Source organism: Halorubrum sodomense, from assembly GCF_900111935.1.
Lineage (GTDB): Archaea > Halobacteriota > Halobacteria > Halobacteriales > Haloferacaceae > Halorubrum > Halorubrum sodomense.
On sequence record NZ_FOYN01000001.1, the window covers coordinates 717,572 to 739,984 of the forward strand.

Genomic DNA, 22,413 nt, shown 5'->3' on the forward strand with positions numbered 1-22,413 from the left:
TCGGGCGGCTCAGGAGTGTTTCGCGGCGAGGACCTCGATCTCGTCGACCTGCTGGTCCTCGACGAACAGCTCGTCGGCCCGCTCGAACAGCTCCGCGGCGATCTCGCCGTCGAGGTGCGCCTGTCGGCCTTCCTCGTCGGGGAACGTGTCGAAGATGCCGAACGTGGTCTCGTCGAGCCGCAGCGCGAACCACGTCGTCGTCTGCTCCTCGGCCTCGGCCGCGGGGAGCGCGGACTCGAGGAACTCGGCCACTTCGTCCGCCTTCTCGGGCTTGGCTTCGAGCCGTGCCTGAAGCGCGTACTCGGAGTCGGACATTCCGTTAGATCGGAGGGCTGCGAACGGTTTAACCCCCGTGACACCGGGGATCCGGTCAATCCGAATCGACCGCCACGAGCGGCGGCCCGCCTCAGTCCTCGAACTCGGCGTAGTGCCGCACTAACCCGCACTCGGGGCACATCACCGTCGTCAGCTCCTTACGCTCGTTCATTCCCAGCTTGCCGAGCAGCCCGGACCGCTTCTCGCCGGTCCTGACGTGGGCGTTCCACGCGTCACCCATGCTGAACTCCACTTCCTCCATCGTGACGCCGCAGTCGGGACAGCGGTGGTCCATGTCTGTGGCGTCGCCCGGCGGCGTGAAAACGGTTGGTCCGTGGCGATCGCCGGGGCCCGCGGGGTCGGCGGGCTGAGCGTGACCGTCGCCAAGTGGCTCGTCGTCTTCGTGTTCCTCGCTATCGCCTCGTTCGTGCCGTGACGGCCCGACCGCGGCGCTCGGCGGTGAAAAGCCGGCCTCGGTACTCATAGGGCTCGTCGTCGCCGGGTGCCGAGTCCGGCTCGGAGCGGTGGTTCGTCATCGGCCGCTCGCCGGTAGTCGCGCCGCCGAATAAAAGGATCCGGCCGCGGCGTCAGTGCGACGAGCCGGCGTACTCGTTCCAGCGGTCGGTGCCGTTCGCGATCCGCCGGGTGTCGGACGGGTCGAACGTCCCCGCCGCCTGCGCGACCGCCTCGGCGGCGGTCGGCAGGCCGTCGGTCCCGTCCTCGGCGTCGGTCGCACCGCCGTCAGCCGGGTTCGTCGATGGACCCGATCGGTCGGTCGTCGGTTCGGTCTCGGTCGCCTCGCGCGTGCTCGGACCGGCGGGACCGGTCGCCGTCCCCGCCGTCGAGCGTGCGTCAGTCGTGTACTACGGGCGGCACGACTCGGGAAAGGGGCGTATCCTTCATAATTGTTTATGTTAGTACGAGCCTCGCCGCCGCGGCGGATCGTGCGGCGGGGGCGGCGCGGGCCGGTCGGTCCTACCAGGCCGACCACGCGGTGAGCGTCTCGTCGCGGGCGTACACGCGTTTGAGGTCCTTCGCGTAGGCGAGGTCGCCGGGGTGATCGAGCTTCTCGTGGCGGTACTCCGGCGCGTCCTCGCGGATCTGAAGCCCCTCGACGGTGAACTCCTCCTCACCGAACTCCACCGTCTCGTCGACGGTGAACTCGTAGTCCCCGGGGACGTTCACCCGCAGCGAGCGCGTCTGGTCCGCGTCGCCGTCCTTCGGATGGAGCGTGACGGGGACCGCGACGTTGTCGACCGCGCGGGTCCACAGCGTCTCCACGTCGGTGATGTCCGCCTCCTCGACGCGCTCTTCGGGGCCGAGTTCGATCCCCGTGATCCGCACCTGCATCAGCGCCTCGTCGGTGTCGACGACGAACTCCTCGCCGGCGGCCACGTCGCCCTCGGCGGGCACGTCCATCGTCGTCGTGAACGAGTCGCCGTCCTGTGAGACGACGATCGACACGGAGACCGTCTCCTCCTCGGGGATCTCGGTCTTGTGGGTGTGGTCGCACTCGGTACAGCGCACGGTGGCCTGCCCGCCCGGACTGAGGACCTCGTGGACGGTCGGCTCGGCGGGCGAACACGACGGACAGGGGAGCCCGACGCGCGCGCCGGCTTCGGTTTCGGTCATTGGGGCTCGTACCCGCCCCGCCCGTAAATATCCGCCCCTGTGGGGCCGGTGTGGGTCGCGCTCGCGTGGCGCTCGGCGGCCGGAGCGTCCCGCCGGCGCGGTTCCGGCGGGGGGAGCGTCCCGTCGGAGCCGCGCGGTAAGGAAACTGGTTTACCGGAGTCCGCGGAACGGTCGCCCATGATCGTACCCGGGTCCAGCTCGCAGCAGCTCGCGGCCGCGCTCGCCGCGGAGACGGGCCGGGCGCTCGCGACCCCGACATACGACCGGTTCCCCGACGGGGAGGGGCTCGCCGCGGTGCCCGACTTCGACGCCGACGAGGCCGTGATCGTCGCCGCGACCGACTCCGACGAGGCGTGGGTGGAACTGCTCCAGCTCCAGGACGCCGTCCGCGAGGCCGGCGCGACGGACGTGACGACAGTGATCCCGTACATGGGCTACGCGCGCCAGGACGCCTCGTTCGGCGACGGCGAACCGGTCTCGGCCCGCGCGATGGCGAGGGCGATCTCGACCGGGACCGACCGCGTCCGCCTCGTCAACCCTCACGAGGCGACGGTCGCCGGCTTCTTCGACGTTCCGGTCGAGACGGTCGACGCCGCGGGCGTCCTCGCGGACCCGCTCCCGGCCGACCTCGACGACCCGCTCTTCCTCGCGCCCGACGAGGGGGCGATCGACGCGGCCGCGACCGTCCGCGACGCGTACGGCGCCGGCGAGACGGACTACTTCGAGAAGCACCGCGACCGCGAGACGGGCGCCGTCGCGGTGTCGCCCTCCGACGCCCCCGTTTCGGACCGGGACGTGGTCGTCGTCGACGACATCATCGCCACCGGGTCGACGATGAGCGAATCGGTCGGGGTCCTCACCGACCGCGGCGCCGCGCGGGTGCTGACGGCCTGCGTCCACCCGGTCCTCGCGGCCAACGCGGTGACGAAGCTCCGCGCCGCCGGCGTCGACCGGATCGTCGGCAGCGACACCGTCGAACGGGGCTGTAGCGTCGTCAGCGTCGCGCCCGTCGTGGCCGACGCGCTCGACGAGCCGTAACCGAGATCACTCGCCGTCGATCTCTCGGATCGCCTCGGCCGGGTTGCCGCCGACCACCGTGCGCGCCGGCACGTCGTCGACCACGACGGCCCCGGCCGCGACGACCGCCCCGTCCCCGATCTCGACGCCCGGCGTGATCACCGCCCGCCCGCCGATCCAGACGTCGTCGCCGACCGTCACCGGCTCGCCGAACTCTCGGCCGGCCGCGCGCTCGTCGGGATCGATCGGGTGCGTCGCGGTGTAGACGTGGACGCCGGGGCCGAGCAGGCAGTTCCCGCCGAACGCGATCGGCGCGGCGTCCAAGAAAACGCAGCCGTAGTTCGCGAAGAAGCCGTCGCCGACGCCGACGTTGTACCCGTAGTCGCACCGGACGGGCGGCATGACCGTCGCGTCGCCGCGGACCTCGCCGAACAGCTCTCCGAGGAGTCGCTCTCGGCGGTCTGTCTCCGTCGGCGCGGTGTCGTTGTACCGCCGGCAGCGGTCGCGGGCTCGCCGTCGGTCGGCGGTGATCTCCGGGTCCGCCGGGTCGTACGCTTCGCCGGCGAGCATCCGCTCCTTCTCGCGTTCCATACATCATCGGCCGCGGCGAGCGACAAAGGGCTGTCCGTCGGCGCTGCCGAAGGTTGTTACAAAAACTCGAGACGAAAAGCCTCGCGCTTCAGCGCGGGGAGGCTGTCGAGTCGACAGATGTCGTGATGGCCGTGCGGTACTCGGATTCAACGCACCGGACCGCTTCCGGGAGAGCGTAGCGGGATCACATTCTTTTTATTCAGCTTTGGGAAAATATATCGTAGTTGAGAGTATCCGTGGAGTACAATGCTTTTGATCCATAGTAACGTATATTCAGATAACGTTAGATTCTCCAATAAAAATAAAAAAACCGAGAAATTGTTTTCTTCAACTATGCCCATTTTTGATCCTCCGACCCTCGTTGCGTTCGTTTCGGCGGCGGTCGTGGTCATTATTTCTCCCGGCCCCGATACGATATACGCCTTGACAGAGAGTCTCCGTCGCGGGCGCTATGCTGGGGCGGCTGCCGCGTGTGGAACGGCGACGGGAGTTCTCGTTCACACGACAGCAGCGGTACTCGGATTAGCTGCGATTATCCGAACGTCAGCGCTCGCCTACACCGTCGTGAAATACGTTGGCGCCGCCTATCTCGTCTATCTCGGTGTTCAGACGTTCCGACACGACGAAGCGTTTGAGATCCGGAATCACCTCTCAGCGGAAAACACCTCACTTAAACGGTCATACCGGCAAGCGGTGACGATCAATGTCTCTAATCCAAAGGTTGCCGTCTTCGTCCTCGCGTTCTTCCCACAGTTCGTCTCTCAGCCGGCAAACGTCTCGCTCCAAATCTCCATTCTAGGGGTGACCTACGCTACTCTCAGCGTCCTGTACCTCTTGATCGTGGTAATGTTCGCCAGCCGCGTACGACACATCATCGTTAACTCCAAGACGATTTCTCGGTTTGTACAGTATGCGAGCGGTAGCGTACTGATCGGCTTCGGTTTAAAACTTGTAACCGAGAAGCAGCTCGGCGCGTGATCCCTGAGAAATTTCAAAAACCGTACTCGTACGACCACTATCCGTGATTTCGGCGCAGTCGTGTGTACTGTACTTCCGTCTGTGAATATGATAATCGTACGATAGACTGAGAATATTATTGATATCGTACGTCGACCGGGAAGGGTTCGAGACGTTTCGGCACGCCACGGAGGCCGTTGTAGATATATACGAATATTTATCATGGGTCGATATTCAATCGTGGGTGTGACCACCACAACCTACGGTCTGTTGGCGTTGGCGCCGCCGCTTCTTGCGATCGTACTGGCGATGACGACACGGCAGGTGCTCGTGTCCTTGTTCGCCGGCGTCTGGATCGGTGCGATGATCGTGGCGGGCTGGAACCCCATCGCCGCGACAGCGCTCACCATGGACTGGCTCGTAGAGGTGTTCCGGTCGCCATTCGACACGAAGTTCATAATCCTGATCATGTTCATGGGGGCGGGCGCGGCGTTCATCCATCGCTCCGGAGGCATACTAGCACTAGAGCAGTGGATCGGCGACCGAGTCGACAGCGCCCGCGAGTCGCAGATTCTCACCTGGCTCATCGGCGTGTTCATCTTCTTTAGCTCGTACACCAGCACGATTGTCACGGGAAACTCCACGCGGGACCTCGCTCAGGAGAACCGCTCCTCCCGAGAGATGCACGCGTATACGCTCGACTCAACGACCTCGCCCGTAGCGACCTTCGGGCCGGTGTCATCTTGGATCGGGTACCAAGTGTCGATGATTATCGTCGGCTTCGAGGCCGCCACGGTCACCGCCTCGGAACTCGGGATGACTCCCTTCGGACTGTTCCTCCAGAGCATTCCTTGGAACATCTACTGTTTCATGGCGTTCTTCATGGTCGGGTTCATCGCGATTACCCAGCGGTTCTTCGGTCCGATGCTCGACGCCGAGTGGCGAGCGCGGTCCACCGGTCAGACCATCCGTGAGGACGCGACACCGCTGTCGGACGTTTCACAAGACGTCGGCGAACCCAGCGATAAGAACCCGACGCTGGTGAACTTCTTCGGGCCGATCATGGTGTTGCTCGTCGTCAGCTTGGTCTCGATGTGGTGGCTCGGAGGTGGCCATAACCCCGGCGTCGGCATCTCGGAGGCGTTCCAAGAGACCGACGTGGCCCTCGGTCTTCTGTACGGTTCCTTCGCGTTCATGGTGTCTGGATTTGTCGGCGCGCTCGGCTACCGAACAATGGACCTCGAAACGGCCAGCGACACCATCATTCAGGGCTTCAAGACGATGAACATCGCCATCGCGATTATCGTGTTGGCGTGGTCGATCGGTTTAGCCGCAGAGAAGGTGGGCACCGCTCAGGTCATCGTCGACGTGATGGTCGGCAGCGGCGTCCCCGGGAGCTTCCTCCCAGTGATCATCTTCCTCGCGGCGATGTTCGTCGCCTTCACGACCGGTACCTCTTGGGGGACCATGGCTATTCTGACTCCGCTGGCAATCCCGCTGGGGTACGAGTTAGTCGGTCCCTCAATCCTCCCCGTGCTCGTCGGGGTGCTCTTCGGCGGCGCCATCTACGGGGACCACAGTTCGCCGATTAGCGACACGACAGTCATGTCGTCGATCTTCTCGGGCTCTGACCACATCGACCACGTTAACACCCAGATCCCGTTCGCCGGAACTGCCGCAGGGGTCACGGTGTTCGTGCTCGTGCTGTACGGTCTCGGTCTTCAGACGGCCTACGTCCTCTTGCCACTAGCGCTCGTGCTGACGGTGGTCGCGGTGCTCGCTCTCAACAAGTTTGACGCCAGACGCAAGGGACTCCCCGAGGTAATGCCCTCCGCCGACGCCATCGAGTCCGGCGAGGTCGACGTCGACGCCGTCGAGCGCGGTGAGGTCGACGGCAACAACGGGAGTCACGACCACCTCACGCTGGTTCCGGTGTTGGCGGTCACCGTTGTCGTCGTATACCTCGCCCTCGTGTTCGGGTTCGCGGTGATAGGTAGCTGAACCGACATCGACCCTCGGTCGATCTTCGCGTTGCGTGAGCGCTCAGTGACCTCGGACGGACTAGACGCCCGCCGGACGAGGGGTATTCCAGAGGTCCGGTCGCCCCGGCCGTCGTCGCAGGTGACGGCGAGGCGGGACGCGCCCCGCCTCAGACGATCTTCATCATCCGCGTCTCGAACTTCCCGACGCGGACGCGGACCCAGCCCGCGAGCTCCGCGTCGAGGTCGGGATCGTCGGTGTCGACGCGGAGGGCGCGCACGTCGTCGAGCTTCGCGCGCGAGGCGACGATCCGGAGGTCGCAGCGCCGGATCACGGCCGGCGAGATCTGGGGGTTGCCGCGGCCGAAGACGAACCCCTGCCCGCCGATGGGCGAGACGACGACGACGTTCTCCTCGCCGAGCGCGTCGAGGATCGCCGCCTCCGTCGCGTCCCGGACGATTACCTCGCCGTCGCGCCAGACGTCGACGCCGATCGGCGACGGCTCGAAGCCGAGCTCGTCCTTGATCGCTCCCACCGTCGACCCCGGGCCGAGAACGAAGGTGACGCCCTCGCCGTCGCGCTCGCGGACGTCGGCCGCGACGCCCTCCGCCAGCGACTCGACGGTCCCGCTCGCGGTCTGTTTCGACGACTGGAGGTCGTCCGCGACGGGGACGTGGGCGACGCCGCGCAGCGTGGGGTTGACCTCGCCCTCGCGGTAGGCGTCCTCGTCGATGTCCATCACCTCGCGGCGCTCGGTCCGCGAGAACGAGGCCGCGACCTCGGCGGCGTCCTCCGGCGACACCGCGAACACCGACGAGTACACCTTCACGCCGGCCGGGACGCCGAGCATCGGTACGTCGGTCCCCTCCAACGCCTCCGCGACGTCCGCGGCGGTCCCGTCGCCCCCGACGAATAAGACGAGGTCGACGGGGTCGCCGTCGCTCGCTTCGACCCCGTCCTCCCCGCCGACCCCCGCGAACGCCCGCACGACCGCGGCGGTGTGCGCCGCGGTCGTCCCCGTCGGCTCCGGCGTCTCGCCCCCGAACGGGTCGACGACGCGGACCGGGTCGAAGCCCGCCTCGCGGACGACCGACTCCCCCATCGGGTCCGCGGCCACCGAGACGGCCGCGTCGGGGGCGACCGCGGCCAGCCGGTCGAGCGTCCGCCGCGCCCGGTCCGGCGCCCGCGGCTCGGCGCCGCGCTCGACCGCCTCGGCCACCTTCCCGTCGGTCCCCTTCAACCCGACGCGGCCGCCCATTCCGGCGACCGGGTTCACCGCGATCCCCACGTGCATGCCCGACGTTCACCGCGCCGGCCTCTTAAGCGAGCCGCGTCCGGCCGACGCGGGCGGCCCCCGCCCGTCCGATCGGCTGATAAAATCCCCCGACAACGAGACACGGGACCCAACAGGCGTCGGCTCGTAGCTCCGAGCGCCGATGGAACGAGCCCGCCATCGGCGACGCGAGCCGCTCGTCTCACCGGGACTGGATCCCTCCCTCGGTAGCTGCCACGCGCCCGCGCCGTCCGGTCCCGTTTTCGCGTCCGCGCGGCGGCGTCCGTCCGTCCGGCGACGCTCGCCCCGTCCGAGAATCAACGCTTAAGACGCCCCCAAGATAACGCCGAGACATGATCCTCGAAGCCGCCGTGACGGAGCCGCTGCCGATCAGCGCGACCGCGGGCGCGGTCCTGCTCGCGAGCCTCGCGCTCGTCGCCGTGTGGGTCGCGTACCTGTACCGCTAGAAGCCTCTCCTCCGACCGCCTCGCCGCCTCGCCCGCCGACCGCTCAGGCGGACTCGTCCTCGACCGCGTCCGCGCGTTCCCGGACCCACGCCGCCGCGCGCTCGGCCTCCGCCTCGCTTTCGGCGGTTATCTTCACGGTCACGACCTCGCCCGGGTACGAGCCGACGCGCACGTCGAACCGCTCCCGCAGCGACGCGATCCGGTCGAGCAGTTCGCTCTCCGGCTCGTCGACGTCGACCGTGAGCACGTGGGTGAGCGTCCCCGCGAACTCGTCTTCGACCAGCTCGAACATCGCCTTCATCTCCGCCGGAACCCCCGGCAGGACGTAGACGGACTCGACGACCGCGCCGGGCGCGACCCCGGCCTCGTTCGGGAGCGGCCGGCAGTCGGCGGGGAGGTGCGTCGTCTCCGCCGCGAGGTCGTCCCCGCTGTACCCGCGCTCTGCGAGCCACGCTGCCGCCGCTTCGTTCTCGACGAGGCCGCGCCCGAACGCGGCCGCGACCCCCTCCATCGTCACGTCGTCGTGGGTCGGCCCGAGCCCGCCGGTGACGATCACGGCGTCGTACTCGGCGCGGTACTCGTTGACGACGCGCGCGATCTCGCTCACCTCGTCCGGCACGACGGTCACCCGTCGCACCCTGACGCCCCGGACGTCGAGCCGGTCGCAGAGCCAGGTGGCGTTCGTGTTCTCGGTGTCCCCGACGAGGAGTTCGTCCCCGACGGTGACGACGGCGGCGTTCATACTCGTCTCAAGCGGCGCGCGGTAGAAAAGGACCGCGACGCGGACGGGCGCGGCGAGTCGGAGGGCGCCGGGCGGGTCACGGACGGACGCGCCCGCTAGAGCCAGCCGTCGTCGTCCCGGTCGTCGTCGACGCCGAGTCCGAGGTCGCGGCGGCGCTCGCGGAGCGCCTCCAGCTGGCGTCGGAAGTAGAGCGTCCCGACGACCGCGGCGATCGCGGCGACGACGAGGATGACGCCGAACACCACCAGGTCGCCCTCGCGGTACGACTGGACGACGATCGATCCGCCCGTCACCTCGTCCCACACGATCCGGTCGCGGCCGTCGACCGTCACGACCGAGTGGTCGCGCGGCGAGACGTGGCCGACGATCGGCGCGTCGGTGCTGAACCCGGGCGGAAGCGTCACCGCGTACGACCCGTCGACGTACGCCCGCATGGTGAACCGGCGCGGCGATCCGGCGCCCGAGAACGCGATTTTCCCGCCGGCCATCTCGTCCGCGAACCGGATCCACGTCTCGTCGGTGGTCCGCTCGACCTCGCCGCCGCGGGCGCGGAACTCGCTTCCGTTGATCACCTCGCCGTCGGGGTACCGGTACCGGAGCGCCTCGAACTGTAGCGGCTGATCGCCCGCGTACGGCGTCTGCTGATACAGCCGGATCTCCTCCCGGTCACCGACCGCGTACACGACGGTGTACCGCCCGTCGGTGGAGAGGTCGAACGCGGCGTCGCGGTCCGTGTCGAAGTCGTACTCGCGAGGGGGCTCGGCGTCGAGCGTCTCGTTCGTCACCTCGCCGCCGCCGGTCGCGTAGCCGAGACAGCCGGCGCTGACCGCGAGGAGGGCGATCGCCGCCGCCGCGAGCGCGAAGCGTCGGTTCACGATTGATTTGGGTTAGACGACGCACCGCATCTCCGCCGGGAGGTACGAGCCGATGGCGGCGAGTAACCCCGGCGGGTCGGTGCCTTCCGCGCAGACGATGCTCTGTTCGAGGAGCCCCAGTCGCTCGACCGTGACGATGTCCTGCGCGTGGCCCGCGCGGTTCACCGTCGCCCGCGTCTCGCCGCGGGTCGCGGAGTTGACGTTCACGCGCCCGTCACCGCGCCGCCAGTCGTACAGGCGGTCGCGCTCGGCGTCCGCGAGCCGGGACGGTCCCGCCTCGTCGCCGTCGGCGTCCGGGCCGCCGCCGTAGACGAACCGCATCGGGAGGTGCTGGACGAGGCCGAACCGCTCGACGACCTGCTGTGGCGAACCGACGCCGAGGCCGAGTTCGTCCGCGGGGACGAACACGTCGACGCCGGCGTCGAGCGTGATTCCCACGTCGTCCCACGACTCGAGGGTCCCGACGTACGCCTCGCCGGCCTCCAGTCCGCCGTCGTGGGCGGTGACCTCTCCCCACGTCTCCGCGAGGACGTTGCGCGCGACCGGGGCGTCCTCGCCCGTCACGTCGACCTGGACGAAGTCGTCGTCGCGGACGCCCACCCGCCAGTCGACGTCGAGCTCGCCCACGTCGTTGGCGACGAGCGAGTTCATCCCGTCGAGCGCGCGGTCGCGGGCGTCGCCCTCGACGTAGCACTTGGTTGCGAGGACGACCATCAGCCGGTCACGTCCACGTTGAGCTCGTCGCGAAGCTCGTCGATCCGCCGGTCCATCGCGTCGCGGAGCCGGTCGTTGTCCATCGCGTCCAGCGGCGAGCCGCACTCGGGACACTCGAACCCGAAGTCCATCGCCTCGCCGAACTCGAACCGCATCGAACACACCTCACAGAGGTAGAACTCGTGGGTGCGCTCGTACTCCTCGCGCTCCTCCAAGGCGTCGAGCAGCCGGTACATCTCCTCCTGGAGGTTCTCCGGGATGTTGTCGTAGTGGAACGTCCACAGGTACGTGAGCCACCCGGAGTCCTCGTCGCGGACGCGGCGGTACGTCGCGAGGTCGTTCTCGTAGAGGATGAACAGCGCGCGACGCACGTCGTTGAGCTCCAGGCCGAGCTCCTCGGCCAGCTCCTCGTCGGTGACCTCGCCGTCCGGCGGCGCGGCCGCGACCGGCATCCCCGTCGGCCCCACCAGCTCGTGGAGGTACTTCTGGATGACGGGGTCGTTCAGTAGATCCTCAAAAGCCATTACGAGAATTTGGTGGAGGAACCGGGTTAAAAGCTCCGAAAGGCGCGGTCGCGACCGCCCCGTCGAGCCGGGGAAGTCGGCCTCTCGAACCGCCCCGCCGGACTGACCTCCCGAACCGCGGCGAGCGACCCGCGGGTCCGGCAGAGCTTTACGCGCCGTGGCTCACACTCGGCCGTATGACGGACTCGGTCGACGGGCGAGGGCGACGCGCGCTCGGCGCCCTCGCGCTCCTCGCGGTTCCGGTCGTGCTGGCGGCGGTTCCGCTGGTCCCGGTCGCCGCGCTCCTCGGCCCCGCCGGACTCGGGGTGATCCCCCTCGGAGCGCCGGGAGGACTCCTCGCGGCCGTCGTCGTCGGTCCCGCCGGCTCCGCGCTCCTCGGTCCGGTCCTCGTCGACAGACGGGTCTCGCGGCTCCCCGACGCCGGCCTCGACGACCGCCGCGCCGACTTCGTCGCCGACCGCGTCGAGGCGCTCGCGGCCGAGGTCGGCGTCGACGCGCCCGCGGTAACCGCGGTCCGCGCCGACGCGGCGAACGTCGCCGTCACGGACGGCTACCGCGGCTCGCGGCTCGTGGTCTCGACGCGCCTGCTCGCGCTCCCGGAGGCGGACCGCGACGCCGCGCTGCGGCACGCGCTCGTCAGGCTCCGGACGCGCGGGGCGACGCTGACGACCGCGACGCTCCCGGCGCTGGCGGCCGTCGAGACGGCGGCGCTGCTCGCGACGCTGCTCGTCGGGCGCCGGGGAGACCGCACCGCCGCGGACCGTCGCGTCAACCGGATACACGGATACGAGCCGGACCGCGAGCGCGTCCCGTCGTGGGCGTACGCGGTCGCGGGGACCCTGTGCTGGCTGGTACTCCTCCCGGCGTGGATCCCCGCCACCGTCGGCGACCGGCTCTCCGTCGCGGGCGGACGCCGCGCCGCCGACGCGCTGGTCGCGCGGGCCGGGACCGCGGAGCGCGAGGGGCTCGGCAACGCGGTCGCGTTCGCCAGCGACGCCGCGGGCGCCGGCGACTGGCCGCCCCTCCTCGACCGCCTCTCGTTGGTCTCCATGGCCGACGCCGAGACGGGTCGCGTGCGCGGGACGAGCCGACAGGAGGCCCGGACGCGGCTCGCGCGGCTCCGATCGAAACGGGCGTTGTAGGCGGGACGGACGTCGCCCGGGCGGCCGCCACCGGACAGGGATGCTCAGGGATGCCTCGGGACCTCCAGCCGGATCGTCGTCCCGTCCTCGCCGGTGTCGATGTCGAAGTCTCCGCCGGCCTTGGCCACGACCCAGTACATGAGCCAGATGCCGAGGCGGTCGGCGTGGGTCAGCGACGTCTCGCCCGCCTCCAACACCTGCGTCTCGTGGTCCGGGATCCCGGGACCGTCGTCTTCGATCTCGACCGCGATCCACTCCCGCGGACGGCGTTCGACGCGCACCTCGACCGAGGGCGTCCCCGCGTCGTTGTGCTTCACGGCGTTCTCGACCGCCTCCGCGACGGCGACGGTCAGCCCGACCACGGCCACCTCGATCGGGTCGTCGCCGGGCAGCGACAGCGTCACCTCCGCGTCGGGGTAGCGACTCCGGATCCGGTTGCGGAGCTCGATCAGCTCCTTCCGGAAGTCGATAGAGGCGTCCAGCGCGGACGCGGAGACCGTCTCGTCGACGGTCTGAACGGCGGTCGCGATCCCGGTGAGGTCCGCGGCCGTCTCGGTGATCACGTCGAGCGACCGCTGTCGCGACGCCTCGTCGGGGTCGTCTCGGAGGAGGTCGGCGTACCCCTCGATGAGGTTCATCTTGTTCCGGAGGTTGTGGTTGAGCACCCGAGCCATCACCTCCAGCCGCCGCTCGCGGATCTTGCGCTCGGTGATGTCGGTCTGGAACCCGACGAAATGCGTGACCGCTCCGTCCTCGTCCCGTAGCGGTTCGACCTGGAGCCGGTTCCAGAACTTCTGCCCGTTCGTCCGGTAGTTGAGGACGTCCACGTCCACCGACCGCTCCTCCTCGATCGCCGCCCGGATCTCCGCCGTGGTCTCCTCGGCCGTGTCCGGTCCCTGAAGGAAGCGGCAGTCCTCCCCCAGCATCTCCTCGCCGTAGCCGGTCAGCGCCTCGAACTCCCGGTTGAGGTACACGAGCGGGTCGTCGTCGCCGTCCGCAGCCCGCGCGAGGGTGATCCCGACGGGCGCCTCGTCCATCGCCTGCTCTTTGAGCCGCAGCTCCCCGACGGTCCGCCTGAGCCGGAGCGAGGTCGTCCGCCGCTCGATCAGGTTCGAGACCCGGGCGAGCAGCGCCCGCCGACCGACCGGCAGTTCGACGACGTCGTCGACGCGTTCCCACACGCTGTCGGCCGGCTGCCCCCGCGGCCCTTCGCTCACCAGCAGCACGAACGGGAGGAAGGCTGGGTCGGCGCGGTCACGCCGGGCGTCGATCGCGTCGCCGGCGGCGCGGAAGGCGTTCGCGTCGAGGACGCAGCAGTCGAACGCGCCGTCGAGCGCGGACGGAGCGTCGGCGGTGCGGATCCGGTACCGCTCGCCGAGCGCCTCGGCGAGCAGGGCGCGGTCGCGGCCGTCGTCCATCAGGAGGAGGACCGTCGCCTCGTCGCCCGCGGGCGAGGCGTCGTCTCGGGCGGGGTCGACGGTCGGGACGCCGTCTCCGTCGTCGAACGCGTCCCCGTCGTCGCCCTCCGGAGCCCCGCCGTCGTCGCCCTTCGAAGCGCCGGCGTCGTCGCCCTCCGGAGCCCCGCCGTCGTCGCCCTCCGAAGCGCCGGCGTCGTCGCCCTTCGAAGCGCCGCGCGACGCCTCGCCTTCCGCGGACTCGTCGCCGCCGGCGGCATGGCGTGTCCGGTCCGACTCCGAGCCCATGTCTCTTCGAACGAGGTGCGGCCGCCACTAAGAACTACCCCATTTATATCACGCTCGCGGGCGAGAGGCGAGACATGGTATCACCCTTATCCGAGCGAGCGTCGACCGGCATCGCCGGGCTCGACGAAGTGCTGTCCGGCGGGCTCATCCCCACGCGAAGCTACATGGTCCGCGGGCAGGCCGGGAGCGGCAAGACGATCCTGAGCTTCCACTTCCTCCAGCAGGGGGTCGACGAGGGCGAGACGGCGCTCTTCGTCAACCTCGAAGAGGACCTCCGCGACCTGAAGGCGAACGCGGCCGCGCTCGGCTTCGACACCGACGCCATCGAGTTCCTCGACCTGAGCCCGAGCGCGGAGGCGTTCGTCGGCGACGAGTCGTACGAGGTGTTCGCGCCCTCCGAGGTCGAGCGAGAGCCCCTCACCGAGCGGATCGTCGAGGGCGTCACCGCGGTCGACCCGGACCGCGTCGTCGTCGACCCGCTGACGCAGCTCCGGTTCCTGCTGTCCGACGACTACCAGTTCCGGAAGCAGGTCGTCGGGTTCATGCGATTCTTAAAAGAGCGGGGGGCGACGGTGCTGTTCACCGTTCAGAACACCGAGTCGCTGCCGACGGACGACCTGGAGTTCATCACTGACGGGACGGTCCGGCTGGACGCGGCCTCGTACGGCAAGACGGTCCGGGTGCCGAAGTTCCGCGGTTCGTCGACGCAGGGCGGGGACCACGCCTACCGGGTCACCGACTCGGGGATCGAGGTGTACCCGGCGCTCCAGCCCGGCGCTCGCCGCGGCGACGACGTCGCGTTCGAGCAGATATCCTCCGGGATCCCGGAGGTCGACGAGCTGCTCCACGGCGGGATCGAGCGGGGCACCGTCACCATCGTGAGCGGGCCGACCGGCGTGGGCAAGACCACCCTCAGCACGCAGTTCATGAAGGAGGCCGCGGGGCGGGGGGAGCGCTCGGTCATCTATCTGTTCGAGGAGAACCGACAGACGTTCCTCGCGCGGTCGCGGGCGGTCAACATCCCGGTCGACGAGATGATCGAGAAGGGGACGCTCCAGGTGACCGAGGTGGAGGCGTTAGAGCGGTCGCCACAGGAGTTCGCGCGGATGGTCCGCGACGAGGTCGAGGGCGAGGGCGCCGACATCGTCATGATCGACGGTATCTCCGGGTACCGGCTGACGCTGCGCGGCGAGGACGAGACGATGCTCCAGCAGATGCACGCGCTCGGCCGGTACCTCAAGAACGCGGGCGTGACCGGCATCTTCGTCGACGAGACGCGGAACGTCACGGGGGAGTTCCGCGCGACGATGGAGAACGTCAGCTACCTCGCGGACAACATCCTCTTCCTCCGGCACCTGGAGGTCGGGGGCGAGCTCCGCAAGGCGATCGGCGTCCTGAAGAAGCGGACGAGCGACTTCGAGCGGACGATCCGCGAGTTCCGGATCACCGAACACGGGATCACCGTCGGCGAGCCGATGTCCGGGCTCCGCGGCATCCTGAGCGGCACGCCGGAGGTCGTCGACGAGAGGCCGAGAGGCGCGCGCGGCGACTGCGACGAGTAGCGAGGGAGGCGACTCAGTCGCGGTCGTCGGGCTCGTCGCCCGCGGCGGTCCCGTCCTCGCTCCCGTCGCCGCCGTCGCCGCCCTTCTCCCTCGGGTCTCCGTCGGCGTCGACGACCGTCTTCCCGGTCGCCTCGGGCACCACCCGGCGGTCGGCGTCGGCCCACTCGCGGTCCAGCTCCGCGCCCTCGAACAGGCGGTCGAGGAACACCGCGAGCCCCGCGACCTCGGAGTGCGGCTGGTTCGTCACGCCCACGTTGAAGTCGGCGCGCTCGTAGAGCGCCCACGGCACCTTCTCGCCGCCGACGACGACGAGGAGGTCGCGGGGCGTCGAGGCCGCCCCGGTCGCGCCCCCCGCCTCGCCGTCGGTTGCGAGGCCGACCGCCTCGCGAACCGCTTCCTCCACCTCCTGAACGCGCTCACCGTACATCGTGAGGTGGACGACGATCCCCTCGAAGTTCCGGACGATCGCCTTCTGGTCGTCGCGGAGTTCGACCGCGAACGGGCCGCCGAACCGGTCGGTGACTCCGCGGACCGTCTCCGCCGACTGTCCGGCGTTGTCGGGGAAGATCACCCGGTCGGCACCGAGCGCCCGGGCCGTGAGCCCGACGTGCGTCGTCATGCGGTCGTCGCGCCCCGGCCGGTGACCGTACCGGAGCACGACGACCTCGCGCGCATCGTTCATGCCACGGACTGGGCGACCGATCCGGGTGTCGCTTTCGATGCGAGCGCGCGGACGAGGAGCCCCGTCCTCCCCGATTCGATCCGCACTCGTGGATCGAATTAGGGCAAAAATCTTCGAGGTGACCACGTAACTGAAAGTTTCATGTGGGAGGCGGTCGCGGTGTGTGCCATGACGAGCGTCAAGGAGTTCCGCGTCGACGAGCCGGCGACCGCCGACGGACTCGGGCGGGGGCGGTTCGTCTTCACGGACGCCTACTCGGTGTTCGACTGGGGGCGGATGCCCGACGCGATCCCGAAGAAGGGCGCGAGCCTCTGTACGATGGGCGCGTTCAACTTCGAACTGCTGGAGGCGGCGGGCGTCCCGACCCACTACCGGGGCGTCGCGGACTCGAACGAGATCGTCCCGCTCGACGAGGCGAGCGCCCCGCCGACCGAGATGGCGATCGACCTGACCCAGGTACCGGACCTCCCGTACCAGGGGCCCCACGCCGGCTACGACTACGACGCCTTCCACGCGGCGGGCGGGGAGAACTACCTCGTCCCGCTCGAAGTGGTCTTCCGCAACCGGGTTCCAGTCGGGTCGAGTCTGCGAAGGCGGGCCGAGCCCGCAGACTTCGGCCTCGACGACCTCGCTGACGGCGAGTGGCCGGACGAGCCGGTCGACCTCTCCGAGCCCGTCGTGGAGTTCTCCACGAAGTACGAACAGCAGGACCGCTACCTGGCTCGGGCCGAGGCCGACGCGGTCGCGGGCGCCGCCGATATCGACGCCCTCGAATCCCTCGCACGCGAGGTGAACCGCGTCGTCACCGAGCGCGCCGAGGCGGCCGGGTTCGTCCACGAGGACGGGAAGATAGAGTGCCTCTACGTCGACGGCGAGCTCCGCGTCGCGGACGTGGTCGGCACCTTCGACGAGAACCGGTTCTCCTACGACGGACGCGGGATCTCGAAGGAGGTCGTCCGGCAGTGGTACAAGGCGAACGACCCCGACTGGGTCGCGGCCGTGAAGGCGGCGAAGGAGTCGGTCGCGGGCCGCGAGACGGACGACTGGCGCGAGCTCTGCGAGCCCGATCCGGACCCCCTCCCGCCGGCGGTCGTCGACGCGGTCTCGGAGCTGTACGCGGCCGGGACGAACGCGTACACCGACCGCGAGTGGTTCGACGTTCCGGGGATCGAGTCCGCGCTCGACGCGGTCGACGCGCCGTGAGGCGCGGTTGAGAATCCGCTGGAGCGAGCGTCAAACCCTCACGATCGACGAAACGCGAGGGAACCTCTTTACCGCCGACGCGCGTGGATCGGCGCATGCCAACCGACGCCGACTTCGGGGAACGGCTCGAGACTCGGACCGTCGCGTATCTCGACCGGATCGACGACTGCGCCGCGCTGCTCCCGCGAGCGCTCGACGAGTACGCGGCTGACGGCGCGTACGGCGAGACGGTCGACGAGATAGTCGCCATCGAAAGCGAATGCGACGACCTCGTCCGCGGGCTCACGGCGCTCATCACCGACGCCGGTCCGGACGACATCGGACTGCTGAACACGCGGATCAACTTCAACGAGTCCGCGCTGCTCGACTTCTACAACGAGCTCGACGTGGTCGCGAACCACACCGAGCGGATAGTCCAGGAGGTGGCGATGATGCGTCCCGACGCGGGCGCCGAACCGTTCGGTGACATGCGCGAGATGGCCGAGCGGATCGCCGAGATGGTCGCGGTCCTCGGCGATGTCGTCGAGGGGTTCGTCAGGGGGCTCGCCCGCGCCGACGCCACGGAGACGCTCGCCGGCGGGATCGAATCGATCCGCGCCCTCGAAAGCGAGTGCGACGAGCTCCGCAACGACGCCGTCGAGACCGCCTTCGGCGACGGCGCGATCGATCAGCCGCTCGTCTACCGCGAACTCGCGATCCTGCTGGACGAGCTCGCCAACACGATCGAGGACCTCACCGACCGGATCGTCGTGATCGCGAGCAGCGAGCCGGGGATCGTCACCGACGCTGACGACGAGTAGCGGGAGGCGTCACCCCTCACCGACGCGCCCAGTCGAGCATCCGCGCGTAGAACGGGTCGGAGCCGAGCGCCTCGGCGTCGCCCACGATCGTCAGCTGCTTTTTCGCCCGGGTGAGCGCGACGTTCACGCGGCGGTGGTCCTCGAAGATGGGGCCGTCGAGGTCGCCGGTCGCGACGAACGAGACGAGGACGACCTCCTTCGAGGAGCCCTGAAAGCGGTCGACGGTGTCGACGGTCACGTCGGTCCGGCGGCCGATCTCCGCGACCTGCGCGCGGAACGGGGCGATCACGCCGATGTCGCCCGGGTCGACGCCGGCCGCGACGTAGGCGTCGACGACCCCGGCGACGCGCTCGGCCTCGCGGACGTTCCGGTTTCCGTCGCGCTCGCCGTCGGGGTCGACGAACCCCACGCCGCCGGTCAGTTCGGGCGCGAGCGCGCCGGCGTCGACGCCGAGGTCCGCGAGCGTCTGCCCGGCCACCTCGGGAGTCGCGGGGCGGAGCGCGCCGTCGTAGAACTCCGCGGAGGCGAACGCCTGGATCCGCTGGCTCATCCGGTACTGGCGGTCGAGCATGACGCTCGCGTCCGGATACGCCTCGATGAGTCGCTCGAAGAGGGAGGTCCGGAGGTCGTTCTCCGCGCGCACGACCGGGGGGAGCTGCTCGTGGTCGCCGACGAGGACGAACCGGTCCGCGAGGTTGATCGCGGCGTGGGTCCCCGGCTCCGTGAGCTGGGAGGCCTCGTCGACGAGGGCCACGTCGAACTCGCACTCGCGCATGACGCGGGAGCCGCAGGCCGCGGTGGTGGCGGCGACGACCGGCGCGTCCCGCAGCTCCGCCGCCTTCGCGTTCGGCTCGCCGCGCTGGACGAGCCGCACGTCCCGCATGTCGTCGCGGACGCCCGTTTCCGTCCCGACGCGCAACACGTCGTCGAACCCCTGATCCCGAAGCGCCTCGAGCGCGTTGTCGACCGCGCGGTTGGTGAACGCCGACAGCAGCACGCGATTGCCCTCCTCGACCAGCGCGCGGATCGCCCGGGCGATGGTGTACGTCTTCCCGGTGCCCGGGGGGCCGTGGATCAGCGCCAGGTCCTCGGCGTCCACCGCGAGCTCGACCGCCTCGTTCTGCGCGTCGTTGTTGTCGATGTAGGCGTCGGGGGTCTCTGCGGGGCGGTCAGCTACGTCCCGGAACTCCGGCTCCCGGCGACCGAACAGCACGTCCTTGCGGTCCGTGTCGCCCTTCAGCACCGCGTCGTGGAGCGCGGTCAGCGAGCGGTCGACGGAGATCTCGGAGGGGTAGACGTCGAGCCGGCGCAGCTCGACCGGCTCGTCCGCCTCGACGACGACCTCGTCTTTCCCGAGGCGGGTGATGCGCCCGAGCTCCGCGTGCCCGGAAACGGGGTCGCCGTCGCTCGCGAGCGCCACGTCGCCCTCGCGGAGCTTCGAGACGGCGTCGCCCGGCTTCCGGGCGCGGAGCTCCCACCGGGCGTCGTCGATCTCGGTCCGGCCGGTCGGTTCGAGGCCGATCAGCGCGCGGTCGTCCGCGGCGCGCTCCGCCGGCGTCTGCTCCCACAGCTTCCGGTACTCGGCGTGGGTCTCGCGGCGCTCCTCCTCTAAGGCGACGTAGAAGCGGTCGAAGTAGTCGCGCTCCTCGTCCGGAATCGGTTCGCCGATCTGGCCCGCCTTCGACTCCTGGTCGAGACGGCCGGAGACGACCATACAGGCGTCCTGCTCGAAGCAGTAGCTACAGGTCGCGTCCGCCTCGTACCCCGTCGGGACGGTGGGGCGCTCGCCGCGGTCGTTGAGCGCGCGCCACTCCATCGCCGCGAGGGCGTTGCGCTCGCGCACGACGAACTCCAGGAAGCCCCGCCCGACGGTGAACTCCTTGGCGGGCGCGAGGTCGCCCGACTCCTCGTTGCGGTCGAGGGCGGTGTTCTTGGTGTACAGCAGCGTCCCGATGTCGGGGTCGACGCCGCGCTCGTCGAGCATCAGCGCGTAGCAGGCGGCCTGGACCTTGTCGTGGAACCGCGGTTCGCGCTTCGTGTTCTTCCCGGTCTTCAGCTCGACCGGGGTGCCGCGCCGGAGCGCGTCGGCCCGTCCCTTCAGCCCGAACGTGGGCGAGATGAGGGTGAACTCCGAGCGCCACGTGTCCTCGTCGCTCAGGGTCCCCTGCGCCAGCCACCCCTCGACGGCGGCGGCGTTGCGGCGCACCTCGTCTTCGACCTCCGCGGTCTCGTAGCCGAGGAGTCCGAGCTCGAGGCCGGCCTCCGCGACGCGGTCCTCGACCGACGCCTCCAGATCCATCCCGCGGAGCAGGTCGCCGAACACCTCGTGGACGATGGTCCCCTTGACGACCGGGTAGTTGAGCGGGATACCCGAGAGCTTGTTCAGGTAGTACATCCGCGGGCACTGGACCCACGACCGGATCCCCGTCACGTCGACGAGGAAGTCGGGTTCGAGGACGACCCACGACTCGTCGGTCGTCGCGTACCCCGTCTCGCCGCGATACTCGTCTTCCTCGGGGTCGGTGACGAGCAGCTCCATCCCCGGCTCCGCGTGTTCGGCGGTCTCCGTCCACTTCCCCCACAGCGTCACGTCGACCGGGTCGCCCGCGCCGCGGTCGGGCCGGATCCGCACCTCCCGGAGGTCGCGCTCGCCGTACGACGTCGACACCGTCCGCGCCTCTCCGACGGAGACGATCGGCCCGCGAACGTTCACGTCCCCGCTCGGCGGCGGCACCGAAAAACGCTGTCGGTGGTCGCGGTCGGCGGTCGCCGTGACCGTCGGATCGATCGCGCCCGACCGCTCCGCCGGCACCGACACGCTCTTGCGCTCGCCGTCCCGAACTCTCGACCGACATGCGCGTACGAGACTGGGACGACATCCTCGCGGACGTCGCGAGCGACTCGACCGACCCCGAGGGCTGGCGGGCGGTCGCCGGCTCCCGCGAGGGCGGCCTCGGCGAGGACCTCTACTTCGGTCACCCGAGCGTCGGGCTCTACCACCTGAAGACGTACGCGAAGAACCCCCGAGACCTCCGCGGGGTCGGGACCCGAGTCGCCCGCAGCGTCGACGACGAGCTCGATCCGCTCCTCCCGGACGCCGACAGCGACGGCCGGTTCGCGGTGCAGTCGGCGCCCGAAGACGAGGAGCACGCCGAGGAGATGGCGACGCGGCTCACGGAGGCGCTGCGGGTCCACGCCGAGGCGCCGACCGAGCCCGACCACCTCTTCGAGGACGTGATGGAGGCGGTCGAGTCGCCCGCGTTCGGCCCGATGGAGTACGAGTTCGACGGGCGCCCGGACGAGCTCGACGAGCTCTCCGACACCTTCGAGGCGGCCGAGGAGCTGCTCACCAGCGAGCTCGACGACCTGATCGAGGACGACGACGTCGACCGCGGCTTCCACTGACGCCCGCCGCGACTTCCACTGACGCCCGCCGCGACTTCCACTGACGCCCGCCGCGGCTTCCACTGACGCCCGCCGCGACTCCCCCGGAGCGCCGCGGTCGGGCCGCGGAGACATCCGGCGCATCGGTTTTGTCTCTCCCCCGCCAACGACGCGTATGGGACTCAAAGCGGACACCGCGAACGGCCTGATATCGCTCGGCATCGGCGTCGCAGTCACCTGGCTCACGGCCTCCGACGGCGACCACAGCACGGCGGACCTCCTCGTCGCGGTCGCGATCAGCTCCTTCCTCTCGGGCTTCTTCACGAGCTACTTCGCGAAGTGACGGCCGAGCGGCGAGGGGGAACCGGAGCGGTCGGCGTCAGATCGCCGTCACCCACGCCCGGTACTCCTCGTCGAGCTCGTACACCTCGCGGAAGGCGCGCTCGACGAAGCCCGCCACTCGGTTCGCGTCCGAGCGGGCGGTGACGACGGCGTTCGTCCCCTCCGCCTCCTCCGGGCTGACGAGCTCGTCGATCCGGAACTCGGGGAACTCGGAGAGCAGTTCCTTCAGGCGGTCCAGCTCGTCGTCGGTGCAGTCCATGATCAGCTCGGTGCCCGCGAGCTGGATCCACGGGGGGATCTCGCCGCCGTCGGTGTCGTCGCTGTCGGGGTCGACGTCGACGGTCATCACGTCACCGGAGCGCGCGCGGTGCGCGGCCGCGGCGTCGGCGAACAGCTTCAGCCGCTCGTCCTCCGTCGCGGCGTCGAATCTGGTCATACGGTCGCTCGGCCGCGACGGGGCTTAAAATCCCCACTCCGCGGCGGCCGGGCGTCCGGTCTCTCCCGGACC

At 69.6% G+C, this 22,413-nt stretch carries 22 protein-coding genes; 9 read left to right on the plus strand and 13 right to left on the minus strand.

The genetic code is table 11. From position 1 onward, the window contains the following. Nucleotides 1-9 precede the first annotated feature (9 nt). From BM286_RS03685 to BM286_RS03695, 3 genes are all read right to left on the minus strand, one after another. Nucleotides 10-315 carry a putative quinol monooxygenase gene (locus BM286_RS03685; protein ID WP_092920226.1) on the minus strand — a complete coding sequence of 102 codons (306 nt, stop codon included), beginning with the start codon at nt 313-315 and terminating at the stop codon, nt 10-12. Nucleotides 316-406: 91 nt separating this feature from the next. Then, entirely contained in the window at nt 407-610 is a 204-nt protein-coding gene (locus tag BM286_RS03690; RefSeq protein WP_092920227.1) for a hypothetical protein, read from the minus strand. A 680-nt stretch (nt 611-1,290) separates the two neighbouring features. Continuing rightward, on the minus strand, nt 1,291-1,947 hold the full coding sequence (locus tag BM286_RS03695) for an HVO_0476 family zinc finger protein (RefSeq protein ID WP_092920228.1): 657 nt from the start codon (nt 1,945-1,947) through the stop codon (nt 1,291-1,293). Nucleotides 1,948-2,124: 177 nt separating this feature from the next. Between BM286_RS03695 and prs the strand changes: the two genes are divergently transcribed. Then, a complete protein-coding gene (gene prs, locus BM286_RS03700) occupies nt 2,125-2,985 on the plus strand; it encodes a ribose-phosphate diphosphokinase (protein ID WP_092920229.1) in 861 nt (286 codons plus the stop codon). A gap of 6 nt (nt 2,986-2,991) precedes the next feature. Here the strand turns inward: prs and BM286_RS03705 are convergent, their stop codons facing one another. Then, on the minus strand, nt 2,992-3,555 hold the full coding sequence (locus BM286_RS03705) for a maltose acetyltransferase domain-containing protein (RefSeq protein WP_092920230.1): 564 nt from the start codon (nt 3,553-3,555) through the stop codon (nt 2,992-2,994). A gap of 333 nt (nt 3,556-3,888) precedes the next feature. Here BM286_RS03705 and BM286_RS03710 point away from each other — a divergent pair, with 333 nt between their 5' ends. Together BM286_RS03710 and BM286_RS03715 are read left to right on the plus strand one after the other, a co-directional pair. After that, nucleotides 3,889-4,533 (plus strand): LysE family translocator, encoded by a 645-nt coding sequence (locus BM286_RS03710; RefSeq protein WP_092920231.1) that lies wholly within the window; start codon nt 3,889-3,891, stop codon nt 4,531-4,533. Nucleotides 4,534-4,821: 288 nt separating this feature from the next. Then, nucleotides 4,822-6,513 (plus strand): Na+/H+ antiporter NhaC family protein, encoded by a 1,692-nt coding sequence (locus tag BM286_RS03715; protein ID WP_092920490.1) that lies wholly within the window; start codon nt 4,822-4,824, stop codon nt 6,511-6,513. 148 nt (nt 6,514-6,661) lie between these two features. Here BM286_RS03715 and BM286_RS03720 read toward each other — a convergent pair whose 3' ends face one another. The 5 genes from BM286_RS03720 to BM286_RS03740 all read right to left on the minus strand — a co-directional run bounded on the left by BM286_RS03720 (nt 6,662) and on the right by BM286_RS03740 (nt 11,087). After that, the gene (locus BM286_RS03720; RefSeq protein WP_092920232.1) at nt 6,662-7,786 is read right to left on the minus strand and encodes an ATP-NAD kinase family protein; all 1,125 of its coding nucleotides are present in this window, start codon (nt 7,784-7,786) and stop codon (nt 6,662-6,664) included. 489 nt (nt 7,787-8,275) lie between these two features. Next, on the minus strand, nt 8,276-8,974 hold the full coding sequence (locus tag BM286_RS03725) for a competence/damage-inducible protein A (RefSeq protein WP_092920233.1): 699 nt from the start codon (nt 8,972-8,974) through the stop codon (nt 8,276-8,278). A gap of 95 nt (nt 8,975-9,069) precedes the next feature. Then, nucleotides 9,070-9,849, minus strand: coding sequence for a DUF5803 family protein (locus BM286_RS03730; RefSeq protein ID WP_092920234.1), 780 nt, complete (start codon nt 9,847-9,849; stop codon nt 9,070-9,072). Between the two features lie 12 nt (nt 9,850-9,861). After that, complete coding sequence (locus tag BM286_RS03735) at nt 9,862-10,563, minus strand: DUF2110 family protein (protein ID WP_092920235.1); 702 nt, start codon at nt 10,561-10,563, stop codon at nt 9,862-9,864. Beyond that, on the minus strand, nt 10,563-11,087 hold the full coding sequence (locus BM286_RS03740) for a transcription factor (protein WP_092920236.1): 525 nt from the start codon (nt 11,085-11,087) through the stop codon (nt 10,563-10,565). The genes BM286_RS03735 and BM286_RS03740 overlap by 1 nt, the downstream gene beginning before the upstream one ends. A 176-nt stretch (nt 11,088-11,263) precedes the next feature. Between BM286_RS03740 and BM286_RS03745 the strand changes: the two genes are divergently transcribed. After that, on the plus strand, nt 11,264-12,229 hold the full coding sequence (locus BM286_RS03745; RefSeq protein WP_092920237.1) for a hypothetical protein: 966 nt from the start codon (nt 11,264-11,266) through the stop codon (nt 12,227-12,229). A gap of 44 nt (nt 12,230-12,273) precedes the next feature. On the opposite strand, the gene BM286_RS03750 is transcribed toward BM286_RS03745, so the two are convergent. Beyond that, the gene (locus BM286_RS03750) at nt 12,274-13,932 is read right to left on the minus strand and encodes a PAS domain-containing protein (protein WP_245779322.1); all 1,659 of its coding nucleotides are present in this window, start codon (nt 13,930-13,932) and stop codon (nt 12,274-12,276) included. A 74-nt stretch (nt 13,933-14,006) separates the two neighbouring features. Here BM286_RS03750 and BM286_RS03755 point away from each other — a divergent pair, with 74 nt between their 5' ends. Then, nucleotides 14,007-15,494 carry an ATPase domain-containing protein gene (locus tag BM286_RS03755; protein WP_092920238.1) on the plus strand — a complete coding sequence of 496 codons (1,488 nt, stop codon included), beginning with the start codon at nt 14,007-14,009 and terminating at the stop codon, nt 15,492-15,494. A 13-nt stretch (nt 15,495-15,507) separates the two neighbouring features. Here the strand turns inward: BM286_RS03755 and BM286_RS03760 are convergent, their stop codons facing one another. Beyond that, nucleotides 15,508-16,176: a tRNA (cytidine(56)-2'-O)-methyltransferase gene (locus BM286_RS03760; protein WP_092920239.1), complete on the minus strand. Its 669-nt coding sequence runs from the start codon at nt 16,174-16,176 to the stop codon at nt 15,508-15,510. Between the two features lie 168 nt (nt 16,177-16,344). On the opposite strand from BM286_RS03760, the gene BM286_RS03765 reads away from it, so the two are divergent. Continuing rightward, entirely contained in the window at nt 16,345-17,379 is a 1,035-nt protein-coding gene (locus BM286_RS03765) for a phosphoribosylaminoimidazolesuccinocarboxamide synthase (protein ID WP_092920240.1), read from the plus strand. Nucleotides 17,380-17,474: 95 nt separating this feature from the next. Then, entirely contained in the window at nt 17,475-18,179 is a 705-nt protein-coding gene (locus tag BM286_RS03770) for a DUF47 domain-containing protein (RefSeq protein WP_092920241.1), read from the plus strand. Nucleotides 18,180-18,195: 16 nt separating this feature from the next. Here the strand turns inward: BM286_RS03770 and BM286_RS03775 are convergent, their stop codons facing one another. Then, the gene (locus tag BM286_RS03775; protein WP_092920492.1) at nt 18,196-20,892 is read right to left on the minus strand and encodes an AAA domain-containing protein; all 2,697 of its coding nucleotides are present in this window, start codon (nt 20,890-20,892) and stop codon (nt 18,196-18,198) included. Nucleotides 20,893-21,032: 140 nt separating this feature from the next. Here BM286_RS03775 and BM286_RS03780 point away from each other — a divergent pair, with 140 nt between their 5' ends. Both BM286_RS03780 and BM286_RS15445 read left to right on the plus strand, forming a co-directional pair. After that, nucleotides 21,033-21,584 carry a hypothetical protein gene (locus BM286_RS03780; RefSeq protein WP_092920242.1) on the plus strand — a complete coding sequence of 184 codons (552 nt, stop codon included), beginning with the start codon at nt 21,033-21,035 and terminating at the stop codon, nt 21,582-21,584. A gap of 154 nt (nt 21,585-21,738) precedes the next feature. Next, nucleotides 21,739-21,906, plus strand: a complete 168-nt coding sequence (locus BM286_RS15445) for a hypothetical protein (protein WP_167603303.1) — start codon at nt 21,739-21,741, stop codon at nt 21,904-21,906. A gap of 36 nt (nt 21,907-21,942) precedes the next feature. Here BM286_RS15445 and BM286_RS03785 read toward each other — a convergent pair whose 3' ends face one another. Further along, nucleotides 21,943-22,341, minus strand: a complete 399-nt coding sequence (locus BM286_RS03785) for a hypothetical protein (RefSeq protein ID WP_092920243.1) — start codon at nt 22,339-22,341, stop codon at nt 21,943-21,945. Nucleotides 22,342-22,413: the final 72 nt, after the last annotated feature.

Bases quoted from the DNA above. Each gene is read 5' to 3' on its own strand.
- BM286_RS03685 (WP_092920226.1), bottom strand. From the start codon at position 315: ATGTCCGACTCCGAGTACGCGCTTCAGGCACGGCTCGAAGCCAAGCCC.
- BM286_RS03690 (WP_092920227.1), bottom strand. From the start codon at position 610: ATGGACCACCGCTGTCCCGACTGCGGCGTCACGATGGAGGAAGTGGAG.
- BM286_RS03695 (WP_092920228.1), bottom strand. From the start codon at position 1,947: ATGACCGAAACCGAAGCCGGCGCGCGCGTCGGGCTCCCCTGTCCGTCG.
- prs (WP_092920229.1), top strand. From the start codon at position 2,125: ATGATCGTACCCGGGTCCAGCTCGCAGCAGCTCGCGGCCGCGCTCGCC.
- BM286_RS03705 (WP_092920230.1), bottom strand. From the start codon at position 3,555: ATGGAACGCGAGAAGGAGCGGATGCTCGCCGGCGAAGCGTACGACCCG.
- BM286_RS03710 (WP_092920231.1), top strand. From the start codon at position 3,889: ATGCCCATTTTTGATCCTCCGACCCTCGTTGCGTTCGTTTCGGCGGCG.
- BM286_RS03715 (WP_092920490.1), top strand. From the start codon at position 4,822: ATGACGACACGGCAGGTGCTCGTGTCCTTGTTCGCCGGCGTCTGGATC.
- BM286_RS03720 (WP_092920232.1), bottom strand. From the start codon at position 7,786: ATGCACGTGGGGATCGCGGTGAACCCGGTCGCCGGAATGGGCGGCCGC.
- BM286_RS03725 (WP_092920233.1), bottom strand. From the start codon at position 8,974: ATGAACGCCGCCGTCGTCACCGTCGGGGACGAACTCCTCGTCGGGGAC.
- BM286_RS03735 (WP_092920235.1), bottom strand. From the start codon at position 10,563: ATGGTCGTCCTCGCAACCAAGTGCTACGTCGAGGGCGACGCCCGCGAC.
- BM286_RS03740 (WP_092920236.1), bottom strand. From the start codon at position 11,087: ATGGCTTTTGAGGATCTACTGAACGACCCCGTCATCCAGAAGTACCTC.
- BM286_RS03745 (WP_092920237.1), top strand. From the start codon at position 11,264: ATGACGGACTCGGTCGACGGGCGAGGGCGACGCGCGCTCGGCGCCCTC.
- BM286_RS03750 (WP_245779322.1), bottom strand. From the start codon at position 13,932: ATGGGCTCGGAGTCGGACCGGACACGCCATGCCGCCGGCGGCGACGAG.
- BM286_RS03755 (WP_092920238.1), top strand. From the start codon at position 14,007: ATGGTATCACCCTTATCCGAGCGAGCGTCGACCGGCATCGCCGGGCTC.
- BM286_RS03760 (WP_092920239.1), bottom strand. From the start codon at position 16,176: ATGAACGATGCGCGCGAGGTCGTCGTGCTCCGGTACGGTCACCGGCCG.
- BM286_RS03765 (WP_092920240.1), top strand. From the start codon at position 16,345: ATGACGAGCGTCAAGGAGTTCCGCGTCGACGAGCCGGCGACCGCCGAC.
- BM286_RS03770 (WP_092920241.1), top strand. From the start codon at position 17,475: ATGCCAACCGACGCCGACTTCGGGGAACGGCTCGAGACTCGGACCGTC.
- BM286_RS03780 (WP_092920242.1), top strand. From the start codon at position 21,033: ATGCGCGTACGAGACTGGGACGACATCCTCGCGGACGTCGCGAGCGAC.
- BM286_RS15445 (WP_167603303.1), top strand. From the start codon at position 21,739: ATGGGACTCAAAGCGGACACCGCGAACGGCCTGATATCGCTCGGCATC.
- BM286_RS03785 (WP_092920243.1), bottom strand. From the start codon at position 22,341: ATGACCAGATTCGACGCCGCGACGGAGGACGAGCGGCTGAAGCTGTTC.